This is a genomic window from Dietzia sp. B32, from assembly GCF_024732245.1.
GTDB lineage: Bacteria > Actinomycetota > Actinomycetes > Mycobacteriales > Mycobacteriaceae > Dietzia.
On record NZ_CP093845.1, the window covers coordinates 2,375,506 to 2,398,502 of the forward strand.

Annotated in this window: 27 protein-coding genes and 1 tRNA gene; 21 read left to right on the forward strand and 7 right to left on the reverse strand. The window is 71.2% G+C overall.

Annotated features, from left to right (window positions below):
* The first annotated feature begins 60 nt into the window (after positions 1-60).
* Together L8M95_RS11315 and L8M95_RS11320 are read left to right on the forward strand one after the other, a co-directional pair.
* Positions 61-735, forward strand: a complete 675-nt coding sequence (locus tag L8M95_RS11315; protein WP_260486238.1) for a hypothetical protein — start codon at positions 61-63, stop codon at positions 733-735.
* A 60-nt stretch (positions 736-795) separates the two neighbouring features.
* Positions 796-869: transfer RNA gene (locus L8M95_RS11320), tRNA-Asp, on the forward strand.
* A gap of 57 nt (positions 870-926) precedes the next feature.
* On the opposite strand, the gene L8M95_RS11325 is transcribed toward L8M95_RS11320, so the two are convergent.
* Together L8M95_RS11325 and L8M95_RS11330 are read right to left on the reverse strand one after the other, a co-directional pair.
* A complete protein-coding gene (locus L8M95_RS11325; protein ID WP_260486239.1) occupies positions 927-1,790 on the reverse strand; it encodes a T3SS (YopN, CesT) and YbjN peptide-binding chaperone 1 in 864 nt (287 codons plus the stop codon).
* Complete coding sequence (locus L8M95_RS11330; RefSeq protein WP_260486240.1) at positions 1,787-2,377, reverse strand: HD domain-containing protein; 591 nt, start codon at positions 2,375-2,377, stop codon at positions 1,787-1,789. Before L8M95_RS11330 ends, L8M95_RS11325 begins: the two co-directional genes overlap by 4 nt.
* Before the next feature lie 210 nt (positions 2,378-2,587).
* Here L8M95_RS11330 and L8M95_RS11335 point away from each other — a divergent pair, with 210 nt between their 5' ends.
* Genes L8M95_RS11335 through L8M95_RS11345 form a run of 3 tightly spaced genes read left to right on the forward strand, consistent with a single transcriptional unit; the run spans position 2,588 to position 4,102 of the window.
* Positions 2,588-2,896: a hypothetical protein gene (locus L8M95_RS11335; RefSeq protein WP_260486241.1), complete on the forward strand. Its 309-nt coding sequence runs from the start codon at positions 2,588-2,590 to the stop codon at positions 2,894-2,896.
* Positions 2,893-3,870, forward strand: a complete 978-nt coding sequence (locus L8M95_RS11340) for a WXG100 family type VII secretion target (protein WP_260486242.1) — start codon at positions 2,893-2,895, stop codon at positions 3,868-3,870. Before L8M95_RS11335 ends, L8M95_RS11340 begins: the two co-directional genes overlap by 4 nt.
* Positions 3,851-4,102, forward strand: a complete 252-nt coding sequence (locus L8M95_RS11345) for a hypothetical protein (RefSeq protein ID WP_260486243.1) — start codon at positions 3,851-3,853, stop codon at positions 4,100-4,102. The genes L8M95_RS11340 and L8M95_RS11345 overlap by 20 nt, the downstream gene beginning before the upstream one ends.
* A 9-nt stretch (positions 4,103-4,111) precedes the next feature.
* Here the strand turns inward: L8M95_RS11345 and L8M95_RS11350 are convergent, their stop codons facing one another.
* The gene (locus L8M95_RS11350) at positions 4,112-5,170 is read right to left on the reverse strand and encodes an NAD(P)-dependent alcohol dehydrogenase (protein ID WP_260486244.1); all 1,059 of its coding nucleotides are present in this window, start codon (positions 5,168-5,170) and stop codon (positions 4,112-4,114) included.
* Between the two features lie 193 nt (positions 5,171-5,363).
* On the opposite strand from L8M95_RS11350, the gene L8M95_RS11355 reads away from it, so the two are divergent.
* Genes L8M95_RS11355 through L8M95_RS11365 form a run of 3 tightly spaced genes read left to right on the forward strand, consistent with a single transcriptional unit; the run spans position 5,364 to position 8,484 of the window.
* On the forward strand, positions 5,364-7,004 hold the full coding sequence (locus L8M95_RS11355; RefSeq protein WP_260486245.1) for an AMP-binding protein: 1,641 nt from the start codon (positions 5,364-5,366) through the stop codon (positions 7,002-7,004).
* A 28-nt stretch (positions 7,005-7,032) separates the two neighbouring features.
* Positions 7,033-8,043: an LLM class flavin-dependent oxidoreductase gene (locus L8M95_RS11360; protein WP_260486246.1), complete on the forward strand. Its 1,011-nt coding sequence runs from the start codon at positions 7,033-7,035 to the stop codon at positions 8,041-8,043.
* A gap of 30 nt (positions 8,044-8,073) precedes the next feature.
* Positions 8,074-8,484: a hypothetical protein gene (locus L8M95_RS11365; protein ID WP_396118741.1), complete on the forward strand. Its 411-nt coding sequence runs from the start codon at positions 8,074-8,076 to the stop codon at positions 8,482-8,484.
* Between the two features lie 43 nt (positions 8,485-8,527).
* On the opposite strand, the gene add is transcribed toward L8M95_RS11365, so the two are convergent.
* Together add and L8M95_RS11375 are read right to left on the reverse strand one after the other, a co-directional pair.
* A complete protein-coding gene (gene add / locus L8M95_RS11370) occupies positions 8,528-9,535 on the reverse strand; it encodes an adenosine deaminase (RefSeq protein ID WP_260486247.1) in 1,008 nt (335 codons plus the stop codon).
* Positions 9,532-11,001: a sodium:alanine symporter family protein gene (locus L8M95_RS11375; protein WP_260486248.1), complete on the reverse strand. Its 1,470-nt coding sequence runs from the start codon at positions 10,999-11,001 to the stop codon at positions 9,532-9,534. The genes add and L8M95_RS11375 overlap by 4 nt, the downstream gene beginning before the upstream one ends.
* A gap of 60 nt (positions 11,002-11,061) precedes the next feature.
* Here L8M95_RS11375 and L8M95_RS11380 point away from each other — a divergent pair, with 60 nt between their 5' ends.
* Positions 11,062-12,003: a patatin family protein gene (locus tag L8M95_RS11380; RefSeq protein ID WP_260486249.1), complete on the forward strand. Its 942-nt coding sequence runs from the start codon at positions 11,062-11,064 to the stop codon at positions 12,001-12,003.
* A gap of 60 nt (positions 12,004-12,063) precedes the next feature.
* Here L8M95_RS11380 and L8M95_RS11385 read toward each other — a convergent pair whose 3' ends face one another.
* Entirely contained in the window at positions 12,064-12,216 is a 153-nt protein-coding gene (locus tag L8M95_RS11385) for a hypothetical protein (protein WP_260486250.1), read from the reverse strand.
* A gap of 331 nt (positions 12,217-12,547) precedes the next feature.
* On the opposite strand from L8M95_RS11385, the gene L8M95_RS11390 reads away from it, so the two are divergent.
* The 3 genes from L8M95_RS11390 to L8M95_RS11400 are packed head-to-tail and all read left to right on the forward strand — an operon-like array spanning position 12,548 to position 15,884.
* Complete coding sequence (locus L8M95_RS11390; protein WP_260486251.1) at positions 12,548-14,242, forward strand: nitrite/sulfite reductase; 1,695 nt, start codon at positions 12,548-12,550, stop codon at positions 14,240-14,242.
* Positions 14,239-15,021, forward strand: coding sequence for a phosphoadenylyl-sulfate reductase (locus L8M95_RS11395; RefSeq protein ID WP_260486252.1), 783 nt, complete (start codon positions 14,239-14,241; stop codon positions 15,019-15,021). Before L8M95_RS11390 ends, L8M95_RS11395 begins: the two co-directional genes overlap by 4 nt.
* On the forward strand, positions 15,018-15,884 hold the full coding sequence (locus L8M95_RS11400) for an NAD(P)-dependent oxidoreductase (RefSeq protein ID WP_260486253.1): 867 nt from the start codon (positions 15,018-15,020) through the stop codon (positions 15,882-15,884). Before L8M95_RS11395 ends, L8M95_RS11400 begins: the two co-directional genes overlap by 4 nt.
* A 10-nt stretch (positions 15,885-15,894) precedes the next feature.
* Here L8M95_RS11400 and L8M95_RS11405 read toward each other — a convergent pair whose 3' ends face one another.
* Complete coding sequence (locus tag L8M95_RS11405) at positions 15,895-16,677, reverse strand: 1-acyl-sn-glycerol-3-phosphate acyltransferase (protein ID WP_260486254.1); 783 nt, start codon at positions 16,675-16,677, stop codon at positions 15,895-15,897.
* 59 nt (positions 16,678-16,736) lie between these two features.
* Here L8M95_RS11405 and L8M95_RS11410 point away from each other — a divergent pair, with 59 nt between their 5' ends.
* The 9 genes from L8M95_RS11410 to L8M95_RS11450 all read left to right on the forward strand — a co-directional run bounded on the left by L8M95_RS11410 (position 16,737) and on the right by L8M95_RS11450 (position 22,992).
* A complete protein-coding gene (locus L8M95_RS11410) occupies positions 16,737-17,444 on the forward strand; it encodes a sirohydrochlorin chelatase (protein ID WP_260486255.1) in 708 nt (235 codons plus the stop codon).
* A 143-nt stretch (positions 17,445-17,587) separates the two neighbouring features.
* The gene (locus L8M95_RS11415; RefSeq protein ID WP_260486256.1) at positions 17,588-17,935 is read left to right on the forward strand and encodes an Lsr2 family protein; all 348 of its coding nucleotides are present in this window, start codon (positions 17,588-17,590) and stop codon (positions 17,933-17,935) included.
* A 520-nt stretch (positions 17,936-18,455) separates the two neighbouring features.
* A complete protein-coding gene (locus tag L8M95_RS11420; RefSeq protein ID WP_260486257.1) occupies positions 18,456-19,154 on the forward strand; it encodes a TetR/AcrR family transcriptional regulator in 699 nt (232 codons plus the stop codon).
* Positions 19,151-20,008 carry a thioesterase family protein gene (locus L8M95_RS11425; RefSeq protein ID WP_260486258.1) on the forward strand — a complete coding sequence of 286 codons (858 nt, stop codon included), beginning with the start codon at positions 19,151-19,153 and terminating at the stop codon, positions 20,006-20,008. The genes L8M95_RS11420 and L8M95_RS11425 overlap by 4 nt, the downstream gene beginning before the upstream one ends.
* Positions 20,005-20,856: a maleylpyruvate isomerase family mycothiol-dependent enzyme gene (locus L8M95_RS11430; RefSeq protein WP_260486259.1), complete on the forward strand. Its 852-nt coding sequence runs from the start codon at positions 20,005-20,007 to the stop codon at positions 20,854-20,856. Before L8M95_RS11425 ends, L8M95_RS11430 begins: the two co-directional genes overlap by 4 nt.
* 13 nt (positions 20,857-20,869) lie before the next feature.
* On the forward strand, positions 20,870-21,298 hold the full coding sequence (locus tag L8M95_RS11435) for a CrcB family protein (RefSeq protein WP_260486260.1): 429 nt from the start codon (positions 20,870-20,872) through the stop codon (positions 21,296-21,298).
* Positions 21,295-21,720: a fluoride efflux transporter CrcB gene (crcB, locus tag L8M95_RS11440; RefSeq protein WP_312027411.1), complete on the forward strand. Its 426-nt coding sequence runs from the start codon at positions 21,295-21,297 to the stop codon at positions 21,718-21,720. Before L8M95_RS11435 ends, crcB begins: the two co-directional genes overlap by 4 nt.
* 31 nt (positions 21,721-21,751) lie before the next feature.
* Positions 21,752-22,330 (forward strand): RNA 2',3'-cyclic phosphodiesterase, encoded by a 579-nt coding sequence (gene thpR / locus L8M95_RS11445; protein ID WP_260486261.1) that lies wholly within the window; start codon positions 21,752-21,754, stop codon positions 22,328-22,330.
* A 35-nt stretch (positions 22,331-22,365) separates the two neighbouring features.
* Positions 22,366-22,992 carry a nucleosidase gene (locus tag L8M95_RS11450; RefSeq protein WP_260486262.1) on the forward strand — a complete coding sequence of 209 codons (627 nt, stop codon included), beginning with the start codon at positions 22,366-22,368 and terminating at the stop codon, positions 22,990-22,992.
* Positions 22,993-22,997: the final 5 nt, after the last annotated feature.

A 22,997-nucleotide genomic window follows, 5' to 3' on the forward strand; every position in this document is an offset into this window, starting at 1 on the left:
CTGCTACCGTCCGGTCAGACCGGCCCATCCGGGGAAGCGCGAAGCGAGGGGGCACCGCCGATGTCGTATGGCTGGGACAACGGGGCGCAGGGCTCACAGCCACCGCAGGGATGGCCGGGGCCCGGGTACGGGCCCGAGCCACAGCGCGGGGGCTCGGGCGCGGTGATCGCCGTCATCGCCGTCCTGGCGGTCCTGGCACTGGCTCTCCTCGGCGCGATCGCCTACCTGGTCCTGCGCCCGGGCGGCGGCGCCGGCGACGGGTCCGGGCAGGCGGCGTCGTCCTCCTCGTCGTCGTCCTCGCCGGCGGCGACCTCGCAGCCTCCGGTGACGGAGACCGCGTTCACCACCGCGCCGGAGCGCGAGACCGTCACCGTCACCCGCGAGGCCCCGCTGCCCCGCACGCCACGTAGTGCCGGGTACCCCGCCGGCGCGGACTCCTCCGGATGGGTCGACAACGCGCAGTCACGGTGCAACGCCGGGGATCCGGCGACGATGATCGGCCGCACCACCCAGGCCTCGTTCTCCATCTGCGTCAACCCGGACAACGGCCGGTACTACTACCGCGGTTCGGCCGGCGGGGCCGGGGTGGAGGTGGACGATCCCGCGGTCTCCGGTGGCTCGGCGATGGTGGCCAACAACGACGTCCTCTATTCGATCGACTCGTCCGGCATGCGGATCTACCAGAGCGGCGATCTGATCTCGAGCCAGCCGATGGTGTCCTTCTGGGCCGACTGACGGGGTGGTCGAGAGCGTGCTCGCGGGGTCCGCTACTCTCCTATCCCGTGCCACGAGCACGGCCCTGTGGCGCAGTTGGTTAGCGCGCCGCCCTGTCACGGCGGAGGTCGCGGGTTCGAGTCCCGTCAGGGTCGCCGGAGAGAGCCGGCGCATTCGGTTCACACCGAATGCGCCGGCTTTCGTCTGTGCCGCTACCGGGGCCCCAACCTCGCCGCGATCGGGTCCCGGGTCGTGGAGAACGTGAACAGGAAGTGTTCGAGCGCCGCCTGGGCGTGCCGGGGGAGCAGAGGGGCGACCGGGACGGTGGTCCGCTGCAGGACGTGCCGACCGTCGAGGATCCACGACGTCTGATCGTCGTCCCGGTTGAGCCGTGCCACCTCGAGCGCGGCGTCGGACCGGGAGCGGACGCCCCGCACGACCCATGCCCAGATGCGGGCGTAGGGATCGTCCACGGTGAACGACACCTGGATCGGGTGGCCGACGTGGTCGAAGACGATGTACCCCCGATCGTCGACCACGCACGACCCACCGGTGACCCGCTCGACGATCACCTCGAACCGATCCCGGGCGTCCTCGTGGTCGGCCACCTCCACCGCCACGTCGATGGGGTTCGGGTAGTCGGCGGGGTCGTTGCCGACGGGCACCGAGTCGGACCGCAGGAGCCGCAGCGCCCCGGTGTGCCGCCCGACGGTGCCCTGGCAGCGCAGGGTCAGCAGTTGGGGGTGCGGCACCCCGAGCCGGTCGCGGCACGCGTCGACCACCGCGCGCGCGATGGGCACGGGCGCGGTGGGCGAGGCCTGGGCGGCCATCTCCTCCGAGAGGGGGTGCCCGGCGTGGCGCACGGTCACCCAGGCGAGGGCGCCGTCCGGCGCGAGCTGGACGACGCACCGTCCGCGCGCTCCGGACGAGTCGGACGGGGCGCTGAACTCCATCGCGCCGGCCGTCTCCGGTCGGCGCAGATGTCCGGCGAGTGTGGCCTCGAAGCTGTCCCAGGGGTCCTCGACCGGGCGCAGCGGTGCGCTTCCCGGGCCGGAGCGCTGATCATGCATGGTCATCCCACCGGCGCGAGGGCGGCCACGTCGTCGACCGCCCGGCGGAGCTCGCGCGAGGCGGTGCAGTCACCGAGCCGTTCGGCGACGGCGTCGGCTATCGCGCGGTAGAACCACAACTTCTCCTCCGGACCGGCGTTGAAGAGGCCCCACATGTCACCGCCCAGCCGGTCGTGCGCCGTGACCATCGAGCGCAGGTTGTGGATCTTGTCGGCGGCCGAGATGAGCAGGCACTCGTGGGTGTCCTCGGCCAGCCGCGCGAGGTAACCCTCCTTGCGCACCCGCCACGGCGGGGTCTCCTCGCCGGCGGTCTTCTCCTCCGACACGCCGCGCACGAGTTCGGTGACCCGCTCACCGAACTCGGCGGTCATGTCGTCGGCCGAGTACACCGACGGCGGCACGTCCTCCAACACGTCGTGGAGGAGTGCGGCGACCGCCACATCCTCGTCGTCGGTGAAGTCCGACACGATCATCGCGACCGCGACCGGGTGGGCGATGTAGGGCGTCGGGTCGTCCTTGCGGGTCTGACCGGCGTGGCAGCGGGCGGCGACCGCGAGCGCGCGGTCGGTGGTGGGGGTCCAGGTGAGCGACATGGTGCACTCCTCGAGGGAGAGGTCCCGGCGCCGGGCGACGCCGCCGGGTCGTGGGTGGAGCCGGTGGTGACCGGTCCTCCCTCCACGCTTACGAGTACACACCACGGGTACGACACGAGGGAACCGTTCGGCGTGGGGCGCGCGTCGTACATGGTGAGGACGCCACGGGGGCGTCCCGGAAGTGGACCGGAACGACGACGAGGAGGGCTCGTGCCCGACGGGACGATCAGGGCGGACGCCGGGAGGATCGCGAGCGCGGTCTCGGTGTTCCGCGACTGTGGGGAGGCGGCCGCAGAGGTGACGTTCGCCGAGGTCGCGGCGCAGCTGGGCGGAGGTCTGCCGGGCGGGTCGGCGATCGAGCAGGCGCTGGACCGGGCGTGCGGCGCGGCCGCGGTGTGCGCCTCGAGAATCGCGGGTCGGCTCGGTGGCCTGGCCGACTTCGCGGCCGAGGCGCATCGGTTCCTCGAGGCCGAGGATGAGGACTTCGCGGCTCTCCTCGGAACGGTGGCCCGGCGGTGAGTCGTACAGTCGGCGACATTCGTCGTTGGGACGTGTCCGCACTGGCGGGCGCCGCCGGCGACGTCGGGCGGCAGGGCAAGGTGGCGGAGGGCATCCGAAGGTACCTGGTCGACGGTGCATCGACGTTGGATGACGGCTGGGACGGGCAGGCTGCTGACGCCGTCCTCGACACCGTGGAACGGGAGAAGTCGCACGTCAGCACGCTGGCTGACGGACTCGAGGATCTGGCCGATGCTCTCCGGGGCTCGCAGGCTGCGCTGGGGCGGGCAGTGCAGGCGGTCCGAGATCGGATCGCCGATGCCGGGGCAGCCGGACTCCAGGTGGGCGAATCGTCGGTGCGCCCGGTGTCGGGTCGCGGCGACATCGATCAATCGACAGTCGAGGAACATGCGGAGGCGATCAGCTCCGCGGTCGACACCGTGCGCTCTCTCGATGAGCACTACGGACGGGAGATCGACCGGATCGCCGCCCGGCTCCACGCCGCGATCCCGCCGGAGGTCGACCGGTCGCCGATCCCGGGCCCGGACGACCCGTGGCCGGGTCGCGGTGTGGACGCGATGACGGGGGCCGCATCAGGGGGCTACCCGGACGTCGCCGATGAACTCGACCCCCGGACCCGGGGGAGGCACACGCTCAACCCGGCCCCGGACGACTTCGGGAGAGCCGCGGCGACGGGGTTGCGGGGACTCGGTAGGGTCGCCGGGCCGCTCGGTGGCGGGCTCACGGTGTACGACGGCGTGAAGGCCCACGCCGAGGGAAAGACCTCGGTCGGCGAAGCAGTATGGGAGACCGCTGGTGCACTGGGTGGCGGAATGCTCGGTGGCGCCGCGGCCGGCGCCACTGCAGGGTCGATTTTCGGGCCGGTGGGCACGTTCGTCGGAGCGGGGATAGGCGCTGCCGTGGGGACCTACCTGGGTCAGAAAGCCGGCGACGCAGTCCACGAAGAGTTATTCGATGAACGTTCGGACGGGTGACATGGCGACACGGGACGATGACGGACGACGTGAACCACTCGGCAACCGGGAGGGCCCGTACGAATATCCGGCTCTCGAACCCGAGACCGGCTATCGGGCGGGTCGATGGCTCGAGTTCAAGCGACTGTTCGCCCGCTCGTGGAACAACGGACACACCAAGGAGACCGTCATCCTCTGTGGCATCGCCTGGGCGGTGATGGCGTTCGGGATGACGTTCCTCGGCTGGCGCTGACGCCGTCCCCTAGAACGTCTTGGCGTCGATCACGAACCGGTACCGGACGTCCGAGCTCACGACGCGGTCGTACGCCTCGTTGATCTTGTCCGCCGAGATGAGTTCGATCTCGGCGGTGACCCCGTGCTCGGCGCAGAAGTCGAGCATCTCCTGGGTCTCGGGGATGCCGCCGATCATGGAGCCGGTCAGGATCTTGCGGCCGGCGGCGACGGACCCGGCCCGCACCGACATGGGCTCGGCCGGGATGCCGATGTTGACCAGCGCCCCGCGTGGCTTGAGCAGCGCGAGGTACCGGTCCATCGGCAGGCTCGCCGACACGGTGTTGAGGATGACGTCGAAGGTGCCGCGGAGGTCCCGGAGCGTGGCCCTGCCCTCGTCGCCGGCGGTCGCGTAGTGCTCGACGGCGCCGTACTGCAGCGAGTCGTCCCGCTTGGAGGTGGTCTGCGACAGGACCGTCACCTCGGCGCCCATGGCCACGGCCAGCTTCACGCCGACGTGCCCGAGCCCGCCCATGCCGATCACCGCGACCCGCGTGCCCGGGCCGACGTTCCACTGCTTCAGCGGCGAGAACATGGTGATCCCCGCGCACAGCAGCGGCGCCGCCGCGGCCGGGTCGAGCCCGTCCGGGACGGACACAACCATGGGCTCCTCGACCACGATGTGGGTCGAGTAGCCGCCGTTCGTCACCGGGCCCTCGGGGTGGCCCTCGGGCAGCGGGGAGCCGTAGGTCGCGACGGACCCGCGCTCACATTCCTGTTCCTGACCGGCCTCGCACGAGGCGCACTCGTGGCAGGCGCCGACCAGGCACCCGACACCCACGCGGTCGCCCACCGCGTGCCGGGTGACGTCGGACCCGACCTCGCGGACGATGCCGACGATTTCGTGCCCGGGCGCCACGGGGTAGGTGGTCTGACCCCACTCGCCGCGCACGTGGTGGATGTCGGAGTGGCAGATGCCGGCGTACTCGATCTCGATGAGCACGTCGCCCGGGCCGGTGTCCCGACGCCGGATCGTGGTCTTCTCCAGAGGCGCGTCCGGTGCGGTGGCGGCGACGGCGGCGACGTCCATGTGTGGTCTCCCGGTGATCGAGTCGTATTCGAGGTTCGAACTGTCCAGTTCGGGTGTCCGCCACAGTAGAGGCGCCCGCGCCCCCGGCGCAGAAAGCAGAGCTCTCGGGCGGTTCCCGGCCGCGATCGCCTGACGAGTGTCAGCGCTGTGGTTATGATCCAGATCACACCGCCTCCTGTGAAGGAATTCCCACATGGCCGACACCGTCCGCGAACAACTCCTCCGCCACGCCGACTCGGATGTGGTCGCCATCCGCTACGAGGACACCTCGATCACCTGGCGTGACTACATCCGGGGTGCCCAGCAGCGGGCCGGTGTGATCACCGGGGTGCTCGACGGCACCCGGCTCGACAACGCTCAGCCGGACTCGGCCCGCCCCCGCCACGTGGCGACCCTGTTGGAGAACACCCCGGAGATGCTCTACGCACTGGCCGCCGGCGCGCTCGGCGGATACGTGACCGTCGGGCTCAACGCGACGCGTCGCGGAGAGGGCCTCGCACGCGACATCCGCAGATCCGACTGTCAGGTGTTGCTCACGGACAGCGAGCTGCGTCCCCTGCTCGACGGGCTGGACCTGGGTGACGTCAGCGTGATCGACACCGACTCGGAGGAGTGGGCCGCTCTCGTGGCCGCGGCCTCTGCGCCCGAGAACCCCCCGCCGGTGGAGGCCATGGACCCGTTCATGCTCATCTTCACCTCGGGTACCTCGGGCGATCCCAAGGCGGTCCGGGTCGGCAACTTCACCGTGACGATGTCCGGGGAGAACCTCGCCCCGTCCTTCGGCCTGACCTCCGATGACGTGCTGTACCTGTCCATGCCGCTGTTCCACTCCAACGCCATCATGAGCGGCTTCTCCCCGGCCATCGCCGCGGGCGCCACCATGGTGCTGGCCCGCCGGTTCAGTGCGTCACGCTTCGGCGACGACATCCGCCGCTACGGCGTGACCTATATGAACTACGTGGGAAAACCGCTGGCGTACATTCTCGACACCCCACCGCGGCCGGATGACGCCGAGACCACGCTCCGCGCCGCGTTCGGCAACGAGGCGGCGGCCAAGGACATCCCCGCGTTCGCGCAGCGGTTCGGGTGCGAGGTCCGCGACGCCTACGGCTCCACCGAGCTCGCGGTGATCATCGTGCGGACCGAGAACTCGCCTCTCGCGTCCATCGGGGAACCGTTCCCGGGGGTCGCCGTGTACGACCCCGCGACCGGTCAGGAGTGTCCCCGCGCGGTGTTCGACGACGACGGGGCCGTCACCAACCTCGACGAGTGCGTGGGTGAACTCGTGAACACCGAGGGGGCGGGGTTCTTCGCCGGGTACTACAACGACGACACGTCGACGTCGGACCGGATGAGGGACGGGATGTACTGGTCGGGCGATCTGGCCTACCGCGACGCGGACGGCTACGTCTACCTGGCCGGGCGCAGTGGGGACTGGCTTCGGGTCGACGGCGAGAACATGGCCACCGGCATCGTCGAGGAGATCCTCCTGCGCAACCCGGCCGTGTCCCGGGTCGCCGTCTACGGTCTGCCGGATCCGCGCGGGGTGGGTGACCAGCTCGCCGCGGCGATCGTCCCCCGGCACGACTCGGAGCTGGACCCGGCCGGGTTCGAGCAGTTCCTCGCCTCGCAGGCGGACCTGTCGCCCAAGGCGTGGCCGCGCTGGGTCCGCATCGCCGGGGACCTGCCCACCACGGCGACCAACAAGATCCTCAAGCGCGAGCTCATCAAGCAGGGCGTGGGAGCCGCCGGTGCCGACGCGGCCGGGGACTCCTGGTGGGAGCGCGACGAGCGGGGCACCGAGTACACCGAGCTGGCCGTGGTCCGCGCGTGAGGCGGGCCGCGGAGGCGGGGAGTCGCTGATGGTCTACGTCGTCACGCGGTTCGACTTCCGCGCGCCGGGCGCCGGGCCGGAGGAGCGCCGGGACCGCTACCGGGCCGCCCTCGACATGGCCCGGTACGCGGAGGAGACCGGCCACGACGCCGTCAACCTCTCCGAGCACCACGCCTCCGAGGACGGGTACCTGCCGTCCCCACTCATCGCCGCGTCGGCGGTCGCGGCCGTGACCAGCAGCGTCCCCATCACGGTGTGGGCCCTGATCGCGCCGCTGTACGACCCGGTCCGCCTCGCCGAGGACATCTCCGTGCTCGACCACCTCGCGTCGGGCCGGGTCAGCTTCACCTTCGGGCTCGGTTACCGCCCGGTGGAATACGCGCTGCACTCACGCGAGTGGAGAACCCGGGGCGCCCGTCTCGACGCCCAGCTGGAGACCATCCTGGCCGCCTGGCGGGGCGAGCCGGTCGGCGACGACCCGGCGGACGGTTCCCCGCGGTCCTCGCCCACCCCGCGTCCGTTCTCCGACCCCCACCCCCTCATCTTCCTCGGTGGTGGCGGGGCGGCCGCCCGGCGGGCCGGTCGTCTCGGCATGCATTTCCAGCCGCAGGTCGACGATCCCGAGCTCACCGCGTTGTACCGGGCGGAATGCCTCGCACACGGGCATCGGCCCGGCCTCGTCGTCGAACCCGTTCCCGGCCCCGCGACGGTGTTCTGCGCCGAGGACCCCGACGAGTTCTGGGCGCGGCACGGTCATCACCTCCTCGCCGACGCCCTCGGGTACCGCGCCTGGCAGACCGGCGCGGGCGACGCCGGCGGCACCCGGAGTTCCTTTGTGCACTCCGACGCCCGCACGGTCGACGAGCTTCGCGACGAGGGCGTCTACGTGGTGGCGACCCCCGACCAGCTGGTACGACTGGTGCGCGACGGCGACCTGGGGCTCATCACCAACCACCCGCTGTGTGGGGGTATTCCGATCGAGGCGGGGTGGGAGTCACTGCGGTTGCTCGGCGAGCGGGTCCTGCCGGAGGTCCGGTGAGGGGCCCGTCGCGCCCGTAGTCTCGGGCGAATGAGATACGAGACCACTCGAGGAACCGTCCGCAGGGGTGCCCCCGGCCGAGCAGTCCGCTACTGGGCGATGCCCGCCGCCCTCGGCACGATGGGGGCGCTGCACTTCGTGGCGCCCCGGCCGTTCGACGGACTCATCCCACCGGAACTGCCGGGCAGTCGGCGCGCGTGGACCTACGGCTCGGGCGTCGTGGAACTGGCGGTCGCCGGGCTACTGGCCGCGCCCGGCACCCGGAAGTTGGGCGGTGCGGCCGCGACCGCGCTGTTCATCGGTGTCTTCCCTGGGAACCTGCAGATGGTCCGCGCGTGGCGCCGCAAGCCCGTGTGGCCGTATCAGGTGATCGCGTGGGGGCGGCTGCCGCTCCAGGTGCCGATGATCCTCGCCGCCGACAGCATCCGCCGCGGCGCCTGACCCCAACCCGGGTGCCTGACCCCACCCGGGGTCCGGCCCGCGCTCAGTCGAGGCGCCAGGCCCCGATCCGGGCGAGCGCGTCCCGCTTGACGCCGTCCGGCGCGAACGACGACTCGATCGACGCCCGCGCCACCCGGACGAGACGCTCCACCGAGACGCCCATCCGCTCGTGGGCGGCCACGTACTCGTCCACGACGTCCACACCGAACAGCAGCGGGTCGTCGGCGCCCAGCGAGCAGCGCACCCCGGCCTGGAGCAGCTGCGCCAGCGGGTGCTCCTCCAACGAGGGGTACACGTCCAGCACGACGTTCGAGGTGGGGCATACGTCGAGGCAGGTCCCGCGCTCGGCCAGCAGCTCCAGCACCCGGGGGTCCTCCACCGCGCGGACGCCGTGCTGGATCCGGTCCACACCCAGCTCGATCGCCGACCGCACCTCCTCCGGGCCGGCCAGCTCGCCGGCGTGGGGCACCACCCCGAGTCCGGCGTCCCGGGCGATCGCGAACGCCTCGGCGGCCTCCGCGACCGGGTTGTCCCGCTCGTCGGCGACCAGGCCCACCCCGACCACGCCGCGGTCGGCGAACCGCGCGGCCAACCGGGCCGCCTCCAGCGCGTGGTCGGGGCCGGCACCGCGGTCGATGCTCACGATGGAGCCGGTCCACACCCCGTGACGACGCCCTGCGTCGGCCGCGGCCGGGAGGACGAACTCGAGCGCCTCCTCGGCGGATCCGAACGCCACCGCCTTCTCGGGGATCGAGGCGAACTCGAGCGCCACGACGCCCTGTGCCGCGGCATCGGCGACCACCTCATCCAGCAGCCGCTCGACCCGCTCCGGGGTGCGCAACAGGGCGATGAGCAGGCCGTACGCATCGAGGAACGCCGTGAAGTCCGCGTACTCGACGAGCGGCGGCACCTCGATCCCGTCCTCACCGCACCACTGGCGCAGTGTCGCCTCGCGCATCGCCGCCTCGAGATGCACGTGCAGGTGCGCCTTGGGCAGCCCGGCGAAGCGGCCGTACAGGTCGGGCCGACCGGCAGGGGCCGGTGCCGTCACGCCTTGGGCTCGACGTCGCGGGCCTCGTCGGCGACGTGCTGGTGGGTCATGGGGTCGGAGCCGTCCCAGGCGGTGACGTTCCTGGCCCGCGGCAGGTCGTCACGGTGGAACACCGGGTTGTGTCCCTTTGCCTTCTGCTGCAGGTAGTGCTGCAGCAGCGCCACGGCGAGTCCGCCGAGCGGGATGATCGCGATGAGGTTGATGGTGGCCATGAAGCCCATGAACAGATCCGCCAGCCCCCACACGAGGTCGACGGACCCCAGTGCCCCGCCGACCACGGCGACCAGGACGAGCCCCCGGAAGACGTTGATCGCGCGCGGACTCTCGCGCAGGAAGTTGATGTTGGCCTCGCCGTAGTAGGAGTTGCCGAGGATCGAAGAGAATGCCAGGAAGAAGATGACCACCATGAGGAACGGCACGCCCCAGTCCCCGACCTGCGAGGCGAGCGAGTCCTGGGTGAGGGTGATGCCCTCCCTGTCCCCACCGAACTCGGGGTCCGCCAGCAGGATGATGAACGCGGTCGCCGAGCACACGACGAGGGTGTCGAAGTAGACGCCCAGTGCCTGGACCAGGCCCTGCTTGACGGGGTGGGAGACCGATGCGGTGGCGGCGGCGTTGGGGACCGAGCCCATTCCGGCCTCGTTGGAGAAGAGGCCGCGGCGCATGCCCTGCATGATCGCCGCGCCGATCGCGGCTCCCGCGACCTCGCGGAAGCCGAGGGCGTGGCCGACGATGAGGGAGATCATCCCGGGGACCTCGGTGATGTTGATGGCCACGACGATGAGGGCGACGACGACGTAGGCGGCAGCCATGACCGGGACCAGGATCTCCGTGACCGCCGACAGGCGACGTACGCCGCCGAAGATGACGAGGCCCGTCACGATCGCCAGCACCACGCCGATGACGACGCCGGAACCGGTGCCCTCGAGGTCGAACTGGTTTCGGACGGACTCCGAGATGGAGTTGGCCTGGACGGCGTTGAACACGAAGCCGTACGTGACGGTGATGATCACCGCGAACGCCACGGCCATCTTCTTCCAGCCCAGCCCGTCGCGGATGTAATAGGCGGGCCCGCCGATGTAGGAATCCTTGCCCTTGATCTTGTACAGCTGGGCGAGGGTCGACTCGATGAACGCGGTGGCGCCGCCGATGATCGCGATGAGCCACATCCAGAACACCGCCCCGGGCCCGCCGACGGTGATGGCGATCGCCACACCTGCGACGTTTCCGGTCCCCACCCTGGAGGCGGCGGAGATGGTGAAGGCCCGGAAGGCGGAGATGCCCTTCTTGTCCGGTTCGATGTCGGAGGGCTTCTCGACGATCGTCCGGAGCATCTCCGGGAACATCCGGATCTGGACGATAAGTGTCGTCACGGAGAAGTAGAGGCCGGCCAGAACCAGCAGGGCGATGACGCCGTACCAGTAGACGTCGTTGATGCTCGCGACGAGCTCGGTGAGTTGGGTCACGGATCGACCCTAGTAACGGATGCACCGGTCCGCCAGTGAACCTCCTAGGGTGGAGGGGTGATGACTTCGGGGGCAGGTGACGCGCTGGGTGCAGCGCAGGCGCCCGCGCGGCCGGCGACCATGGAGCCGACCGCTCCGGACGTCGCCCTGCTGTTCGAGGGCGGCGGCATGCGGGCGGTGCACACCGCCGGTGTCGTGGAGACGTTGATCGAGGCGGACATCCACACCGGGCTGGTCGCCGGGATCTCGGCGGGCGCCTCCCACCTGGCCAACTACGTGTCCCGCGATGCGGTGCGGGCGCGCAAGAGTTTCGTGGAGATGGCCGCGGACCCTAATTTCGGCGACTGGCGCAGTTTCGCCCGCGGCAAGGGTTTGTTCAACGCCGAATACATCTATGAACAGGCGGGCCTGCCGGACCAGGTGCTGCCGTATGACTTCGAGACGTTCGACGCCAGCGGTACCGCGGCGCGGATCGGGACGTTCCGCTGCTCGGACGGTGAGACCGTCTTCTGGAATGAGGACGATGTCACGTCGATGGGCGATCTCATGCGGATGGTCCGGTCGTCGTCGACGATGCCGGTGTGGATGCCGCCCGTCCTCATCGACGGCGAGTACTACGTCGACGGGGCGCTGGGCCACGACGGCGGGATCCCGCTGTCGGCGGCCCGCGACGCGGGGTACGACAAGTTCCTGGTGGTGCTGACCCAGCCGCGCGGGTACCGGAAGATCCCGCCCCGTCGGCTGACGCCGTTCTACCGTTCCTATTTCCGCCGTTTCCCGGCGGTCGGCGAGGCTCTGATGCACCGCTGGGCCCTCTACAACGAGACGCTCGACGAGATCGAGGCGCTGGAGGATTCGGGGAACGCGCTGGTGTTCCGTCCGAACCGTGTGATGATCCGCAGCTACGAGCGCCGGGTCGACCGACTCGCCGAGGCGTATGTGCTCGGGCGCGAGCAGGCCCGGCGTGAGGTGGACACCTGGCTCGACTTCTGCGGGATGTGACGCCCGCCCGGAAATGCGAGACGCCCCGGTGGCGAACCACCGGGGCGTGTCGAATCGGGATCAGGAGCCGAACAGCTCTGCGCCACCGCCGAGGGTGAGGAGGATGTAAGAGGGCAGCCCCAGAAGGCCGTCGATTGCAGCCGATCCGACCTCGGGAACGAGGTTGCCGGATCCGGTGGAGAGGCCGTACCAGAAATCAGAGAAGGAGCCCATGGTGTTTCCTTTCGACGTGGCACCCACCGTTTGTGGGCCGTGTCTCAGACGGTACGGCCGGTGACGTGGCCCACGCCACCGCTGCATCGTGACCCCACGGCGTTTTAAGCAATTACCTAGCCGTTATCCTGCTAAATGCCGGAAGTGTGAATAAATGCCCAGGCTCGCCGTGGCCCGGATGCCGATGTCCCGGTCGTCGTCGGCGCCGCGCGCACTCGGCACCTCTTCGAGCTAACGCGTGGGGCGTGCCTGCGCAGCAGTCCGGAAAGGGGTGGGTAGTTTAGGTCACCCTTGATAGACAGACCAGTCTGTCCTGACTATTGTCGCGGGCATGACCGACACTGCAGCCGCCCCCCGCCCCGCTCGTCCTGCGCGGGCTCCCAAGCCTCAGGGGCAGTGGAAGATCGACGGCAAGCTCACTCTGAACCACAACGAGGAGTTCAAGCTGGAGGACGACGCGCTCAACGTGCGGCAGCGGATCCTCGACACGTACTCCAAGGAGGGCTTCGCCTCCATCCCGTCCGACGACCTCTCCGGCCGTATGCGTTGGTGGGGCCTGTACACCCAGCGCAAGCAGGGCCTGGACGGATCGCGCACCTCGAAGCTCGAGGCCGACGAGCTGCAGGACGAGTACTTCATGATGCGCGTCCGTACCGACGGCGGCGCGGTCACCACCGACCAGCTGCGGGTGCTGGCCGGCATCTCGACCGACTTCGCCCGCGGCACCGCCGACATCTCCGACCGGCAGAACATCCAGTACCACTGGATCGCCATCGAGGACGTGCCGCAGGTCTGGCAGCGGCTCGAGGACGTCGGGATCGACACCGTCGAGGCCTGCGGCGACTGCCCGCGAGTGATCCTCGGCAGCCCGGTCGCCGGTGTGGCGGAGAACGAGATCCTCGACCCGACCCCGGTGATCGAGGAGATCAAGGCCAAGTACATCGGCACACCGGAGTTCTCGAACCTGCCGCGCAAGTTCAAGTCCGCCATCACCGGCCACCCGAGCCTCGACGTGGTCCACGAGATCAACGACATCTCGCTGGTGGGCGTCGAGCACCCCGAGCTCGGACCCGGTTACGACCTGTGGGTCGGCGGCGGCCTGTCCACCAACCCGCAGCTCGCGACCCGAATCGGCGTGTTCGTCCGTCAGGAGGAGGCCGCCGAGGTGTGGGCCGCGGTCGTGGGCATCTTCCGCGACTACGGGTACCGCCGCATGCGCACCCGCGCCCGTCTCAAGTTCCTCATCAAGGACTGGGGCGCCGAGAAGTTCCGCCAGATCATGCAGGACGAGTACCTGGGCCGGGAACTCCCGGACGGCCCCGCTCCCAAGCGCGGCGTCGGGTCCGGTGACCACGTGGGCATCTTCGAGCAGAAGGACGGCCGCTACTACGTGGGCGCCGCCCCGACCGTCGGCCGTGTGGGCGGCGAGAAGCTGGCGCAGGTCGCCGATCTGGCCGAGGCCGCCGGCTCGCACCGCGTCCGCTTCACGCCGCACCAGAAGCTGCTGGTGCTGGACGTCGAACCGGACAAGGTCGACCAGCTGGTCGACGGCCTGGCCGAGATCGGCATGTACGCCCGCCCGAGCTCGTTCCGCCGCGCCACCATGGCGTGCACCGGGATCGAGTTCTGCAAGCTCGCCTTTGTCGACACCAAGGACACGGCCACCGCGCTGGTCGACGAGCTGGAGCGGCGCTTCGCCGACGACGCGCCCCTGCGCACGCCCCTGTCGATCCACCTCAACGGCTGCCCCAACAGCTGTGCCCGCATCCAGACCGCCGACATCGGACTCAAGGGTCAGCTGCTCGACGGCGACACCCCCGGCTTCCAGGTCCACCTGGGCGGCGGTCTGGCATCCCAGGACCAGGAGTCGGGCGGGCTCGGACGCACGGTCCGCGGACTCCGCGTGCCGTCGGCGGAACTGCCCAACTATGTCGAGCGTGTGATCCGCAAGTACATGGAGACCGGTGCCGGCGGCGAGACCTTCGCCGAGTGGGCGCACCGGGTAGACGAGGAGGTCCTCGTATGACAGCTGTAGCCCTGGAACTGCTGCCCCGCAGCACGGTCCTCACCCCCGGCCCCGGCCGGAAGCGCACCACCTCCGAGCTCAAGGCGATCGCCGAGGAGGCCGGCCGTCGCTTCGATGACCGCGGCCTCTACGGGAACCACGCCGAGATCGACCCCGCCGAGGTCCTGGCCTGGGCGGGCGAGACGTTCGGTGACGCACTCGCGGTGGCCTGTTCGATGGCCAACACGGTCGTTCCGGAGATGACCGCACCCCACGCGCCCGGCGTGGACGTGCTGTTCCTCGACACCAGCTACCACTTCTCCGAGACCGTCGGCGTCCGCGACGCCCTCGCGGCGACGCCCGGACTCAACGTGGTGGACGTGCGCAGCCCGGCGACCCGCGCCGAGCACGAGGCCGCACTCGGCCCGCGCCCCTTCGAGACCGACCCCGAGCTGTGCTGCCGCCTGCGCAAGGTGGAGCCCCTCGACGCCGCCCTGTCCGGCTACGAGGCGTGGATCACCGGACTGCGCCGCGTGGACACGGACCACCGGGCCGGTGCGGCCATGGTCGAGTGGGACGAGAAGCACTCGATGGTCAAGATCAACCCGCTGGTCGCGTGGACCCTGGAGCGCGTGCACAACTACGCCGCCGAGCACGGGTGCCTGCTCAACCCCTTGCTCGACGACGGCTTCCCGTCGATCGGCTGCGAGCCGTGCACCCGCCGCGTCGAGGCCGGAGCGGATCCCCGCTCGGGTCGCTGGGCGGGATCGTCCAAGACCGAGTGCGGCATCCACCTGTGACCAGCGCGCTCTCGGCACCGCCCGCCGGTCCCGCACCGGCGGCGTCGCTGGACGGGCTCCCGCTCACCGTGGGCCTGGCCGGGCGCGAGGTGCTGCTCGTCGGGGCCGGGCCGGTCTCGGCCCGCCGGGCGGTGACCTTCCTCGAGGCCGGCGCGAACCTCCGCGTGGTGGCCCCGCGCGTCGACCCGGCGATGGCGGACCTGGCCGCGCGGGCGGGCGATCACCTCGTCGTCGTCACCAGGCCGTTCGCCCCGTCCGACCTGGACACTCCCTGGATGGTGCACGTCGCCACCGGCGACCCCCGGGTCGACGCGGAGATCGCCGCGTCGTGCGAGGAGCGCCGCATCTGGTGCGTCACCGCGGGTGACGCCGAGCTCGGCTCGGTGCGGGTGCCCGCCCGCACGGCCGTCACCACGCCCGCCGGGATGGTGCGCATCGCCGTCGACTCGGGCGACCCCCGGCGGTCCGTGAGGGTCGGGCGGCACGTGGCACGCTCGCTGGCCACCGCGCCGGCCGGACTGCGCGCGCGTCGCCGCCCGGCCACAGGGTGGGTGGCGCTCGTGGGTGGCTCCGGCGACGGTGACCTGCTCACCGTGCGCGCCCGACGCCTCGTCCACGCCGCGGACGTCCTGGTCACCGACGGCGCGGCCGACGCCGCGCTGCTGACGGAACTCGACGACGACGTCGAGGTGCTCGAGACCGGACCCGGCCTGCCCGCAGCCCGCGTCGCCGAACTGGTGGCGACGCGGTTCGCCGCGGGTCACGGGGTCGTGCGGATCGCGGCGGCGGCCACCCTGGCCGCGCGGGCCCGCGAACTCGACGCCGTCGGGGTGGAGTTCGAGGTCGTCCCCGGCGTGGTCTGAGAGGTTCGGTCTAACCCCAGGCGGCGGTGAGGGCGTCGTCGATCCCGTCGCGCACCGCGCTTCGCACCTCGTCGATCGAGGGCGGCGGCCCGGAGTCCCACAGCACGGGTTCGCCGGCGGCCGCGACGGCGTGACGCGGAGGAAGTCTGGCGTGTTCGCGGCCGTGGTAGACGATGCCCACAGGCAACACCGCAACCCTGGCTCCCGCTTCGCGCGCGCCGGCCACCATCATCCCGACGCCCTTCTTCACCGAGTCGAGCCGTAGCGTCCTCAGGTCGTCGGCCGAGGAGTTGGTGCCCTCGACGAACGTCAAGACCACGCCGCCGTCGACGAGCCGGTCGACGCAGAGGCCGATGAGTCGGGCCGCGGCGGCGTCGTGGATGTCGGCGGCCGTGCCCTGGTAGTTCTTCGCGCGGAAGACCGGCACGGTGCCCGTGTACTCGAAGACCGGGCGCAGCGGGCCGCGGAACAGCGGGTCCTTGGTCAGGCCCGTCCCTTCGCAGAGGAAGCGAATCCGCTTGTCGAACAGCACGGCGGCCAGCACCGTCGGATCGTGTGCCGACGGGTGGTTGACAGCGACCACGATCCCGACGCCGTCGGCGTGGAGACGGTGCAGTTCGGAGACGATGTCAGGCGAGATCCGCAGCCGGGGACGGTAGATCGCGTCGACCAGGGTCAGCAGCGGATAGGTGAACCCGTTCCGGCGCCGCCCCGGCCCGTAGTAGTCGTACACGGCCTCCCAGTTGGCCACGGTGACCTCGGGCCGCGCACCCCGCCTGCCGACTGCGTTCATGTTCACAGTGTCGCCGAGCGGATGCCGCGCCGCAGGCGGATTGCGGCATGCTCGACGGGGTGAGCACTCTCGGTACGAATCCCCGCCTCCTGCTGGTCGCCCACGGCACCCGGTCGGCGGCCGGCCGCCGCGTGCTGGGCCGCGTCCTGCTCGAGACGCGTAAGCAGCTGCCCGGCGTGGACTGCCGGCTCGCCTGGGTGGATGTCCAGTCACCTGGGCCGGACCGAGTGCTCGCCGACGCGGCGCCGACCGTGGTGGTGCCCGCGTTTCTCGCCCGCGGGTTCCACGTCACGCACGACGTCGGACAGGCCTGCCGCGAAGCCCCGGGCCCGGTCGTCCAGACACCACACCTCGGCGCGGAGCCGGAGGTCGTCCGGGCGCTGATGCAGCGCCTCGCCGAGTCCGGTGCGGTGGGGGCATTCGGCGCCGACGCCGTGGTGCTGGGGGCGGCGGGCAGCAAGAACGAGTCGTCGCTGGCGGAGACGAGGACGCTCGCCGGGACGCTCTCCGACCTGCTGGGTGTGCCGGTGACCTCCGGTTTCGCCTCGGCGGCGAGCCCGACCATCGCCGAGGCGGTCGAGCGGTTCCGTGCCGGGGGACTGCGGCGGATAGCGGTGGCGACCCACCTTCTCGCCCCCGGTTTCTTCGCCGACCGGATGGCTGCGGCAGGCGGGGATATCGTCTCTCCACCACTCGGCGCACACCCCGAGATCATTGATCTGATTGCCCGGAGATATCGGGACAATTCCGCGTCAATCGACCACTGAACAGTTGTCGGATATCCCGGAGAGTTCAGTACTGAAAACATCGGCGGGAGGTGTTATCCAAAACATACATGTGCGTATTGCGACTTCTCTGTGCATAATGTCTCCATATAGACGGAGCAGGACCGGCCCAGGGGGAAGAAAGCATGGCACAGCAGTTCCAGGTGCAGTACATCGACGACCTCGACGGAACGGATCTCGGCAGCGAAGCCAATACGATTTCGTTCGCGTTCGACGGTAAGGAATACACGATCGATCTCAGTGATGAGAATGCTGAGAAGTTCCGCGAGGCCATGGCGCCGTACGTGGAGAACGGACATCGCGTCTCGTCGAGCGGTAAGGCAAAGCCCGCACGCCGGGCGGCCGCCAAGTCCTCGTCATCCTCGGGTGATACCAAGGCGATTCGCGAATGGGCACGGAACAACGGATACGAGGTCTCCGACCGCGGTCGAATTCCGTCCGACATCATGGACGCCTACGCCGCGGCCAATTGATACGGATACCGGGGGATACGAACTGAACACGGACGCCGACTGGCCCCGCCGACACCCGACGAGGCGGCGAACCGGAATCGCGCACGAAAGTAGGGCCCGCAGTCCCCGCAAGGGGCTGCGGGCCTTTCTCTTCGCCTGCTGACCGTGCGGGACCCGGCCGGCTCTGTGGAGTCGCCCGGCCCGGCCCGGAGCCGACGTCCGAAGTCCTGGTTCCGCCGGGGTGTGCGTCCGGAATCGACCAAAGACGGCGCACAGCCAGGCCCGGATCGGGCGAAGCGGGCGCGCAGGTCAGAGGGGACGCGCAGGACAGTGGGGACGCGCTTCCGCGAGGCGGCCGCGGCCGGGCTCGAAACGCCGTCACGGCATGTAGGACACCGTTGCCGCGGCGTGCTCGGCGGCGCCTGCCCGACGCGGGGCGCTGGTGTGATGGCGGAGCCACGACAACGGCATCACGGCGTCTGCGGCGACACGCCACACCGCTATGACACCGATCTCCTCGTCGTCGTCGTACCCTGCCGGGGTGACCCCTTCCTCGCCGCGCGCCGCCACCCGCGCCCCCAACCACGCCCAGTACGACGAGGCACTGCGCCGGGGGATCCTCGACGAGGCCACGCGTCGGCTCCGGGACGCGGCGCCGGAGTCGCTGGGGCTGCGGCCGCTCGCCGCCTCCCAGGGCACCTCCACCACGGCGATCTACACGATGTTCGGCGGCAAGGCCGGCCTGCTCGCGGCCGTCGCGCACGAGGCCGACCGCCAACTCGCCGCCGCCCTGCGCGAGTCGCTGCGCCACGGCAGCGTCGAGGGCGACATGCGCTCGCTGTGCCGCGCGTACCGGCGGTGGGCGCTGGAGAACGAGGGTCTCTACGGTCTGGTCGTGGGCGAGCCCGTGCGCTCGCCGCGCGCACGTGTCGCCGGGAACGCGGACGGGCCGGTCGACGCGCTGTGGCGTGAGCCGCTGCTCGAGGTGGTGGACGCGGCCGTGGACGAGGGCGTGTTCCGCTCCGTCGACGTGCACGAGACGGCCACCACGATCTGGGCGTCGCTGCACGGGGTCGTGTCCCTGGAGCTGAGCGTGTGGCGGTCCTCGCCCAGCGCGGAGCAGTACTTCGAGACGCAGCTCGCGGCGATCCTGCGGTCGTGGGCGGCGGGGTCGGCGGGCGGCGCGGTCGGGTTCGGCGCGTACGCCGGCGCCACCGGCACGGGCGGGGTGGCCCGATGACCGATCGCGCGTTCTTCACCCTCGACGAGTCCGGGGCCTATGTCCCCACCGTCTTCGCACGTAGCGCCTGGTCGGACAGCATGGTCAACGGCCCCGCCGTCGTCGTGGCCGCGGCCCGCACGCTCGAGCACGAATTCGGTGCCGAGGAGTTCCACCCCGCCCGCCTCACCGTGGACCTGTTCGCTCCGGTGCGCAATGAACCACTGGTCGTGCGGACCGAGGAGATCCGCAGCGGCAACCGCATCCGCGTGGCCGACGCCCGCCTGCTCCAGGACGGCAAGGCCGTCGCCCGTGCCACGCTCGTCCAGCTGCGCCGCGGTGAGCAGCCGCCGGGCAGAGTGTGGCGGTCCGGCCGGGCGCTCGCGGCACCGACCGACGCGGATCCGGGGGAGTCGGGGCCGGGGACCAACGTGTTCTTCGGCAGCGGCGAGCCCGGCCCCTCGTGGGACCGCGACATGGGTGCGCATCAGAACGACCAGCGCAAGCGCTTCTGGATCCACCCGTTGGACGTGGTGGTGGGGGAGTCGGCGTCCCCGTTCCAGCGGGCCGTCATCGTCTCCGAGTCCACGAGTCTCATGACGCACTGGGGGGACGAGGGGATCGGCTTCATCAATGCCGACCTCACCGTGGCACTGGCCCGGCTGCCGAGGTCGGGGGACATCGGGATCGAGGCCGACGAGCACGTCAGCTCGGACGGCGTCGCCGTGGGCACGGCCTCGCTGTTCGACCGCGACGGGATGTTCGGCACCGGCACCGTGGTGGCGGTGTCCAACGCGGGGCGACAGATCGACTTCACCCGCCGCCGGGCCGACGGTAAATCGCGCCCCGGTTCCGATGAGGCGACCCGCGTATGACCGCCCGGCTCGGCCAGACCAGGATGCTCGACGCGCTCGAGGCGCAGGTCGGGCTGGTGCGGTTCGCGCTGGCCGGGGACGGGCCCGGTACCGTCGTGGACGTCACCGCCCCGGTGGCCTCGTGCCCGGGCTGGACCGTGCACGACCTGGTGGTCCACCTGGGCATCGTCAACTGGTGGGGCGGCGCCACGGTCCGCGAGGCCACGCCCGACTCGCGGACCCGGGGGATGAGCCCGGTGAAGCACTCCGCGCCGCCGGCGACCGAGGGGTCCGCCGCGCTCGTCGACTGGTACTCCGGTCTCACCGCCGAGATGCTCCGGACCTTCACCGACACCGCCCCCGACGCTCCCGCCTGGACCTTCTCCGGCCCGGGCCGCGCCGACTTCTGGCCGCGGCGCCAGCTCCACGAGACCCTCGTCCACCGGTGGGACATCGAGAACGCCCTGCACGGTGCCGCCGCCACCACTCCCGTACCGGAGGACGTCGCCGTGGACACGGTCGACGAGTTCTGCACCGTCATGCGCCCGCACATGGCCGCCCACGTGCCGCCGCTCGCGGTGACGATCCGACTGCGCGCCGTACCCCACGGCCCGGAGGGGGCGGCCGCGGGAGGCCTCGCCACGGGCGCAGAACCGCTGGGGGCGGGGTCCCTCGGTGCGGTGGAGTGGGAGCTGCCCGCAACGGACGGTGCGGGCCCCGACCCCACGGGCGTGGTCGAGGTGGCGGGGCCGCCGGAGACCCTCGCGCTGCTGTTGTGGGGACGCGTCGGTGCCGACGCCGCAGGACTGGAGATCACCGGCGACCGCGACGGCCTCGACGCCGCCCTGGAGGCCGGACTGTCCACGTGAGCGGGCCGACGCAGTGAGGTTTCCCGCCGCGGTGGCGTTGGTCGCGGTCGGTGGCGCCGTCGGGACCTACGCGCGTGTCGCGGTGTCGCTGGCGGTCCCCGACCCGGCGCTCGTGGCGACCCTGGTCGTGAACCTGGTGGGTGCGTTCGCCCTCGGGTATGTGGCGACCCGGTTCGCCGACGCCGGTGGACCCGATGGTGCGAGTCGGGACCGGGAACGACGACGACGAGGTACGCGGCTGCTGCTCGGCACCGGCTTCTGCGGGGGATTCACCACCTACTCCCTCGTCGCCCTGGAGGCCGCGATGCTCATGCAACGGGGCGATGTGCCCGTCGCCGTCCTCTACGCCGCCGCCACGCTGGCTCTGGGCGCGGCGGCGACGATGCTCGGGATCGTTCTGGCGTCCCGGGGGCGCCGGGACCGGGCGCGGGCGGCCACGTGAACATCACCCTGGTGCCCATGACGTGGGACGACGCCGTCCTGGCCGGGTGGCTCGCGCTGGGCGGGGGCGGCGGCGCGGCACTGCGGTACGTGCTGGACGTGGCGGTGTCGTCGCGCTGGCGCCGCACGTTTCCCCTGGCGACGTTCCTCATCAACGTGTCGGGTTCACTGGCCCTCGGCCTGCTCGTGGGCTGGTACTACGCGGGCTCCGCAGGGCCGGGCTGGTCACTGGCGGTCCCCGTGATCGGCACCGGTCTGCTCGGCGGGTACACGACGTTCTCCACCGCGAGCTACGACACGCTCCGCCTCGGCCGCGAGGGGCGGGTCGGCATGGCGCTGGCCTACGCGGTGGGCACGATGGTCGTCACGATCATCGCCGCCGCGCTGGGCTTGTGGCTGGGCGCGCGGTGGGCCACGGTGTAGTGATGGGCGCGGTGAAGTGATGGGGCATCGGATGTTCGTCGCGGTCATGCCACCCGACGGGGTCCGCGAGGAACTGGAGCGGTTCCTCGAACCGCGGCCGGGCCTGACGTGGACGAACCCCGCCCAGTGGCACCTCACCCTGACGTTCTGTCCCGACGTCGACGACTGGCGCCTCGACGAGCTGACCGAGCGGGTGGAGGCGGTCGCCCGGAAGCACGAGCCGTTCACGCTACGACTGGCCGGCGCGGGGGCGTTTCCGTCCGTCGAGCGGGCGAAGGTGTTGTGGGCGGGGGTCGATCAGTCCGAGGATCGGCCGCTGAACGCACTGGCGGCGGGCGTCCGCTCGGCCGCCAATGCGTCGGGCTGCGCCCCGGACGGCGCCCGGTTCCGTCCGCACCTCACGCTCGCCCGGCTCGGCGGCCGTGACGATGCGACCGCCTGGCTGCGGGTGCTCGACACCTTCACGAGCAGCCGGTGGGAGGTCTCCGAGATCGCACTCGTCGACTCGTTCCTCGGCGAGGGGCCGCGGGGCCGGGCCCGCCACGAGGTCGTGGCCCGGTTACCGCTGGGTGCGGGCGAGCGACGCTGGTGGGACCCGTCAGGGGGCTGAATCGGGCGGGCCGGGCGACGGCTACCGTATGGTCCGTGGAACTCATCGGGACCGTCGATCCGGCCCACCCTCTCGTCGTCGTCGCGCTGGAGCAGGAGGCGCGGCACTTCGTCACCGACTTCCCGGTGCTCGTCACCGGCGTCGGCAAGGTGCGCGCGGCGGTGGCCGTCGCGCACGCGCTCGGTGGCGGGACCCGTCCGCGCGAGCTCGTCAACGTGGGCACCGCCGGGGGTCTGCACCCGGGGATGGAGGGCACGCACGAGATCGTGACCGTGTTCCAGCACGACTTCGACGACCCCGCCCTGCACGCCGTCACCGGCCGGCATGACGGCCCACCGCTGGCACTGTCCGCCACGCGCGCGGTGACCCCCGAGCACGCCGCCGCGCCGTCGGGGCCCGGGGGGACGGCCGCACCCGTCCTCGCGACCGGCGACAGTTTCGTTGCCGGCGGTCCGGTGCGCGACCGCCTGGCCGGGATCGCCGACCTGGTGGACATGGAGGGGTACGCGGTGGCCGCGACGGGAGCGATGCTGGGCGTGCCGACGCGTCTGGTCAAGCACGTCTCGGACTCCGCCGACGACTCCGCGGGCGCCACGTGGGTCGAGGGCATCGACGCCTGCGCGCGGATCCTGGCGGAGTGGGTGGGTACCCGGTTGGGTTGATCCCG

What these genes read in the sequence shown, in the direction of transcription:
- L8M95_RS11365 (WP_396118741.1), top strand. Translation starts at nt 8,074, where the DNA reads ATGAGATACGAGACCACTCGAGGAACCGTCCGCAGGGGTGCCCCCGGC.
- L8M95_RS11405 (WP_260486254.1), bottom strand. Translation starts at nt 16,677, where the DNA reads ATGAACGCAGTCGGCAGGCGGGGTGCGCGGCCCGAGGTCACCGTGGCC.
- L8M95_RS11325 (WP_260486239.1), bottom strand. Translation starts at nt 1,790, where the DNA reads ATGACCATGCATGATCAGCGCTCCGGCCCGGGAAGCGCACCGCTGCGC.
- L8M95_RS11380 (WP_260486249.1), top strand. Translation starts at nt 11,062, where the DNA reads ATGACTTCGGGGGCAGGTGACGCGCTGGGTGCAGCGCAGGCGCCCGCG.
- L8M95_RS11350 (WP_260486244.1), bottom strand. Translation starts at nt 5,170, where the DNA reads ATGGACGTCGCCGCCGTCGCCGCCACCGCACCGGACGCGCCTCTGGAG.
- L8M95_RS11330 (WP_260486240.1), bottom strand. Translation starts at nt 2,377, where the DNA reads ATGTCGCTCACCTGGACCCCCACCACCGACCGCGCGCTCGCGGTCGCC.
- L8M95_RS11360 (WP_260486246.1), top strand. Translation starts at nt 7,033, where the DNA reads ATGGTCTACGTCGTCACGCGGTTCGACTTCCGCGCGCCGGGCGCCGGG.
- L8M95_RS11315 (WP_260486238.1), top strand. Translation starts at nt 61, where the DNA reads ATGTCGTATGGCTGGGACAACGGGGCGCAGGGCTCACAGCCACCGCAG.
- L8M95_RS11355 (WP_260486245.1), top strand. Translation starts at nt 5,364, where the DNA reads ATGGCCGACACCGTCCGCGAACAACTCCTCCGCCACGCCGACTCGGAT.
- L8M95_RS11425 (WP_260486258.1), top strand. Translation starts at nt 19,151, where the DNA reads ATGACCGATCGCGCGTTCTTCACCCTCGACGAGTCCGGGGCCTATGTC.
- L8M95_RS11390 (WP_260486251.1), top strand. Translation starts at nt 12,548, where the DNA reads ATGACCGACACTGCAGCCGCCCCCCGCCCCGCTCGTCCTGCGCGGGCT.
- L8M95_RS11415 (WP_260486256.1), top strand. Translation starts at nt 17,588, where the DNA reads ATGGCACAGCAGTTCCAGGTGCAGTACATCGACGACCTCGACGGAACG.
- L8M95_RS11385 (WP_260486250.1), bottom strand. Translation starts at nt 12,216, where the DNA reads ATGGGCTCCTTCTCTGATTTCTGGTACGGCCTCTCCACCGGATCCGGC.
- L8M95_RS11345 (WP_260486243.1), top strand. Translation starts at nt 3,851, where the DNA reads ATGAACGTTCGGACGGGTGACATGGCGACACGGGACGATGACGGACGA.
- L8M95_RS11430 (WP_260486259.1), top strand. Translation starts at nt 20,005, where the DNA reads ATGACCGCCCGGCTCGGCCAGACCAGGATGCTCGACGCGCTCGAGGCG.
- thpR (WP_260486261.1), top strand. Translation starts at nt 21,752, where the DNA reads ATGTTCGTCGCGGTCATGCCACCCGACGGGGTCCGCGAGGAACTGGAG.
- L8M95_RS11395 (WP_260486252.1), top strand. Translation starts at nt 14,239, where the DNA reads ATGACAGCTGTAGCCCTGGAACTGCTGCCCCGCAGCACGGTCCTCACC.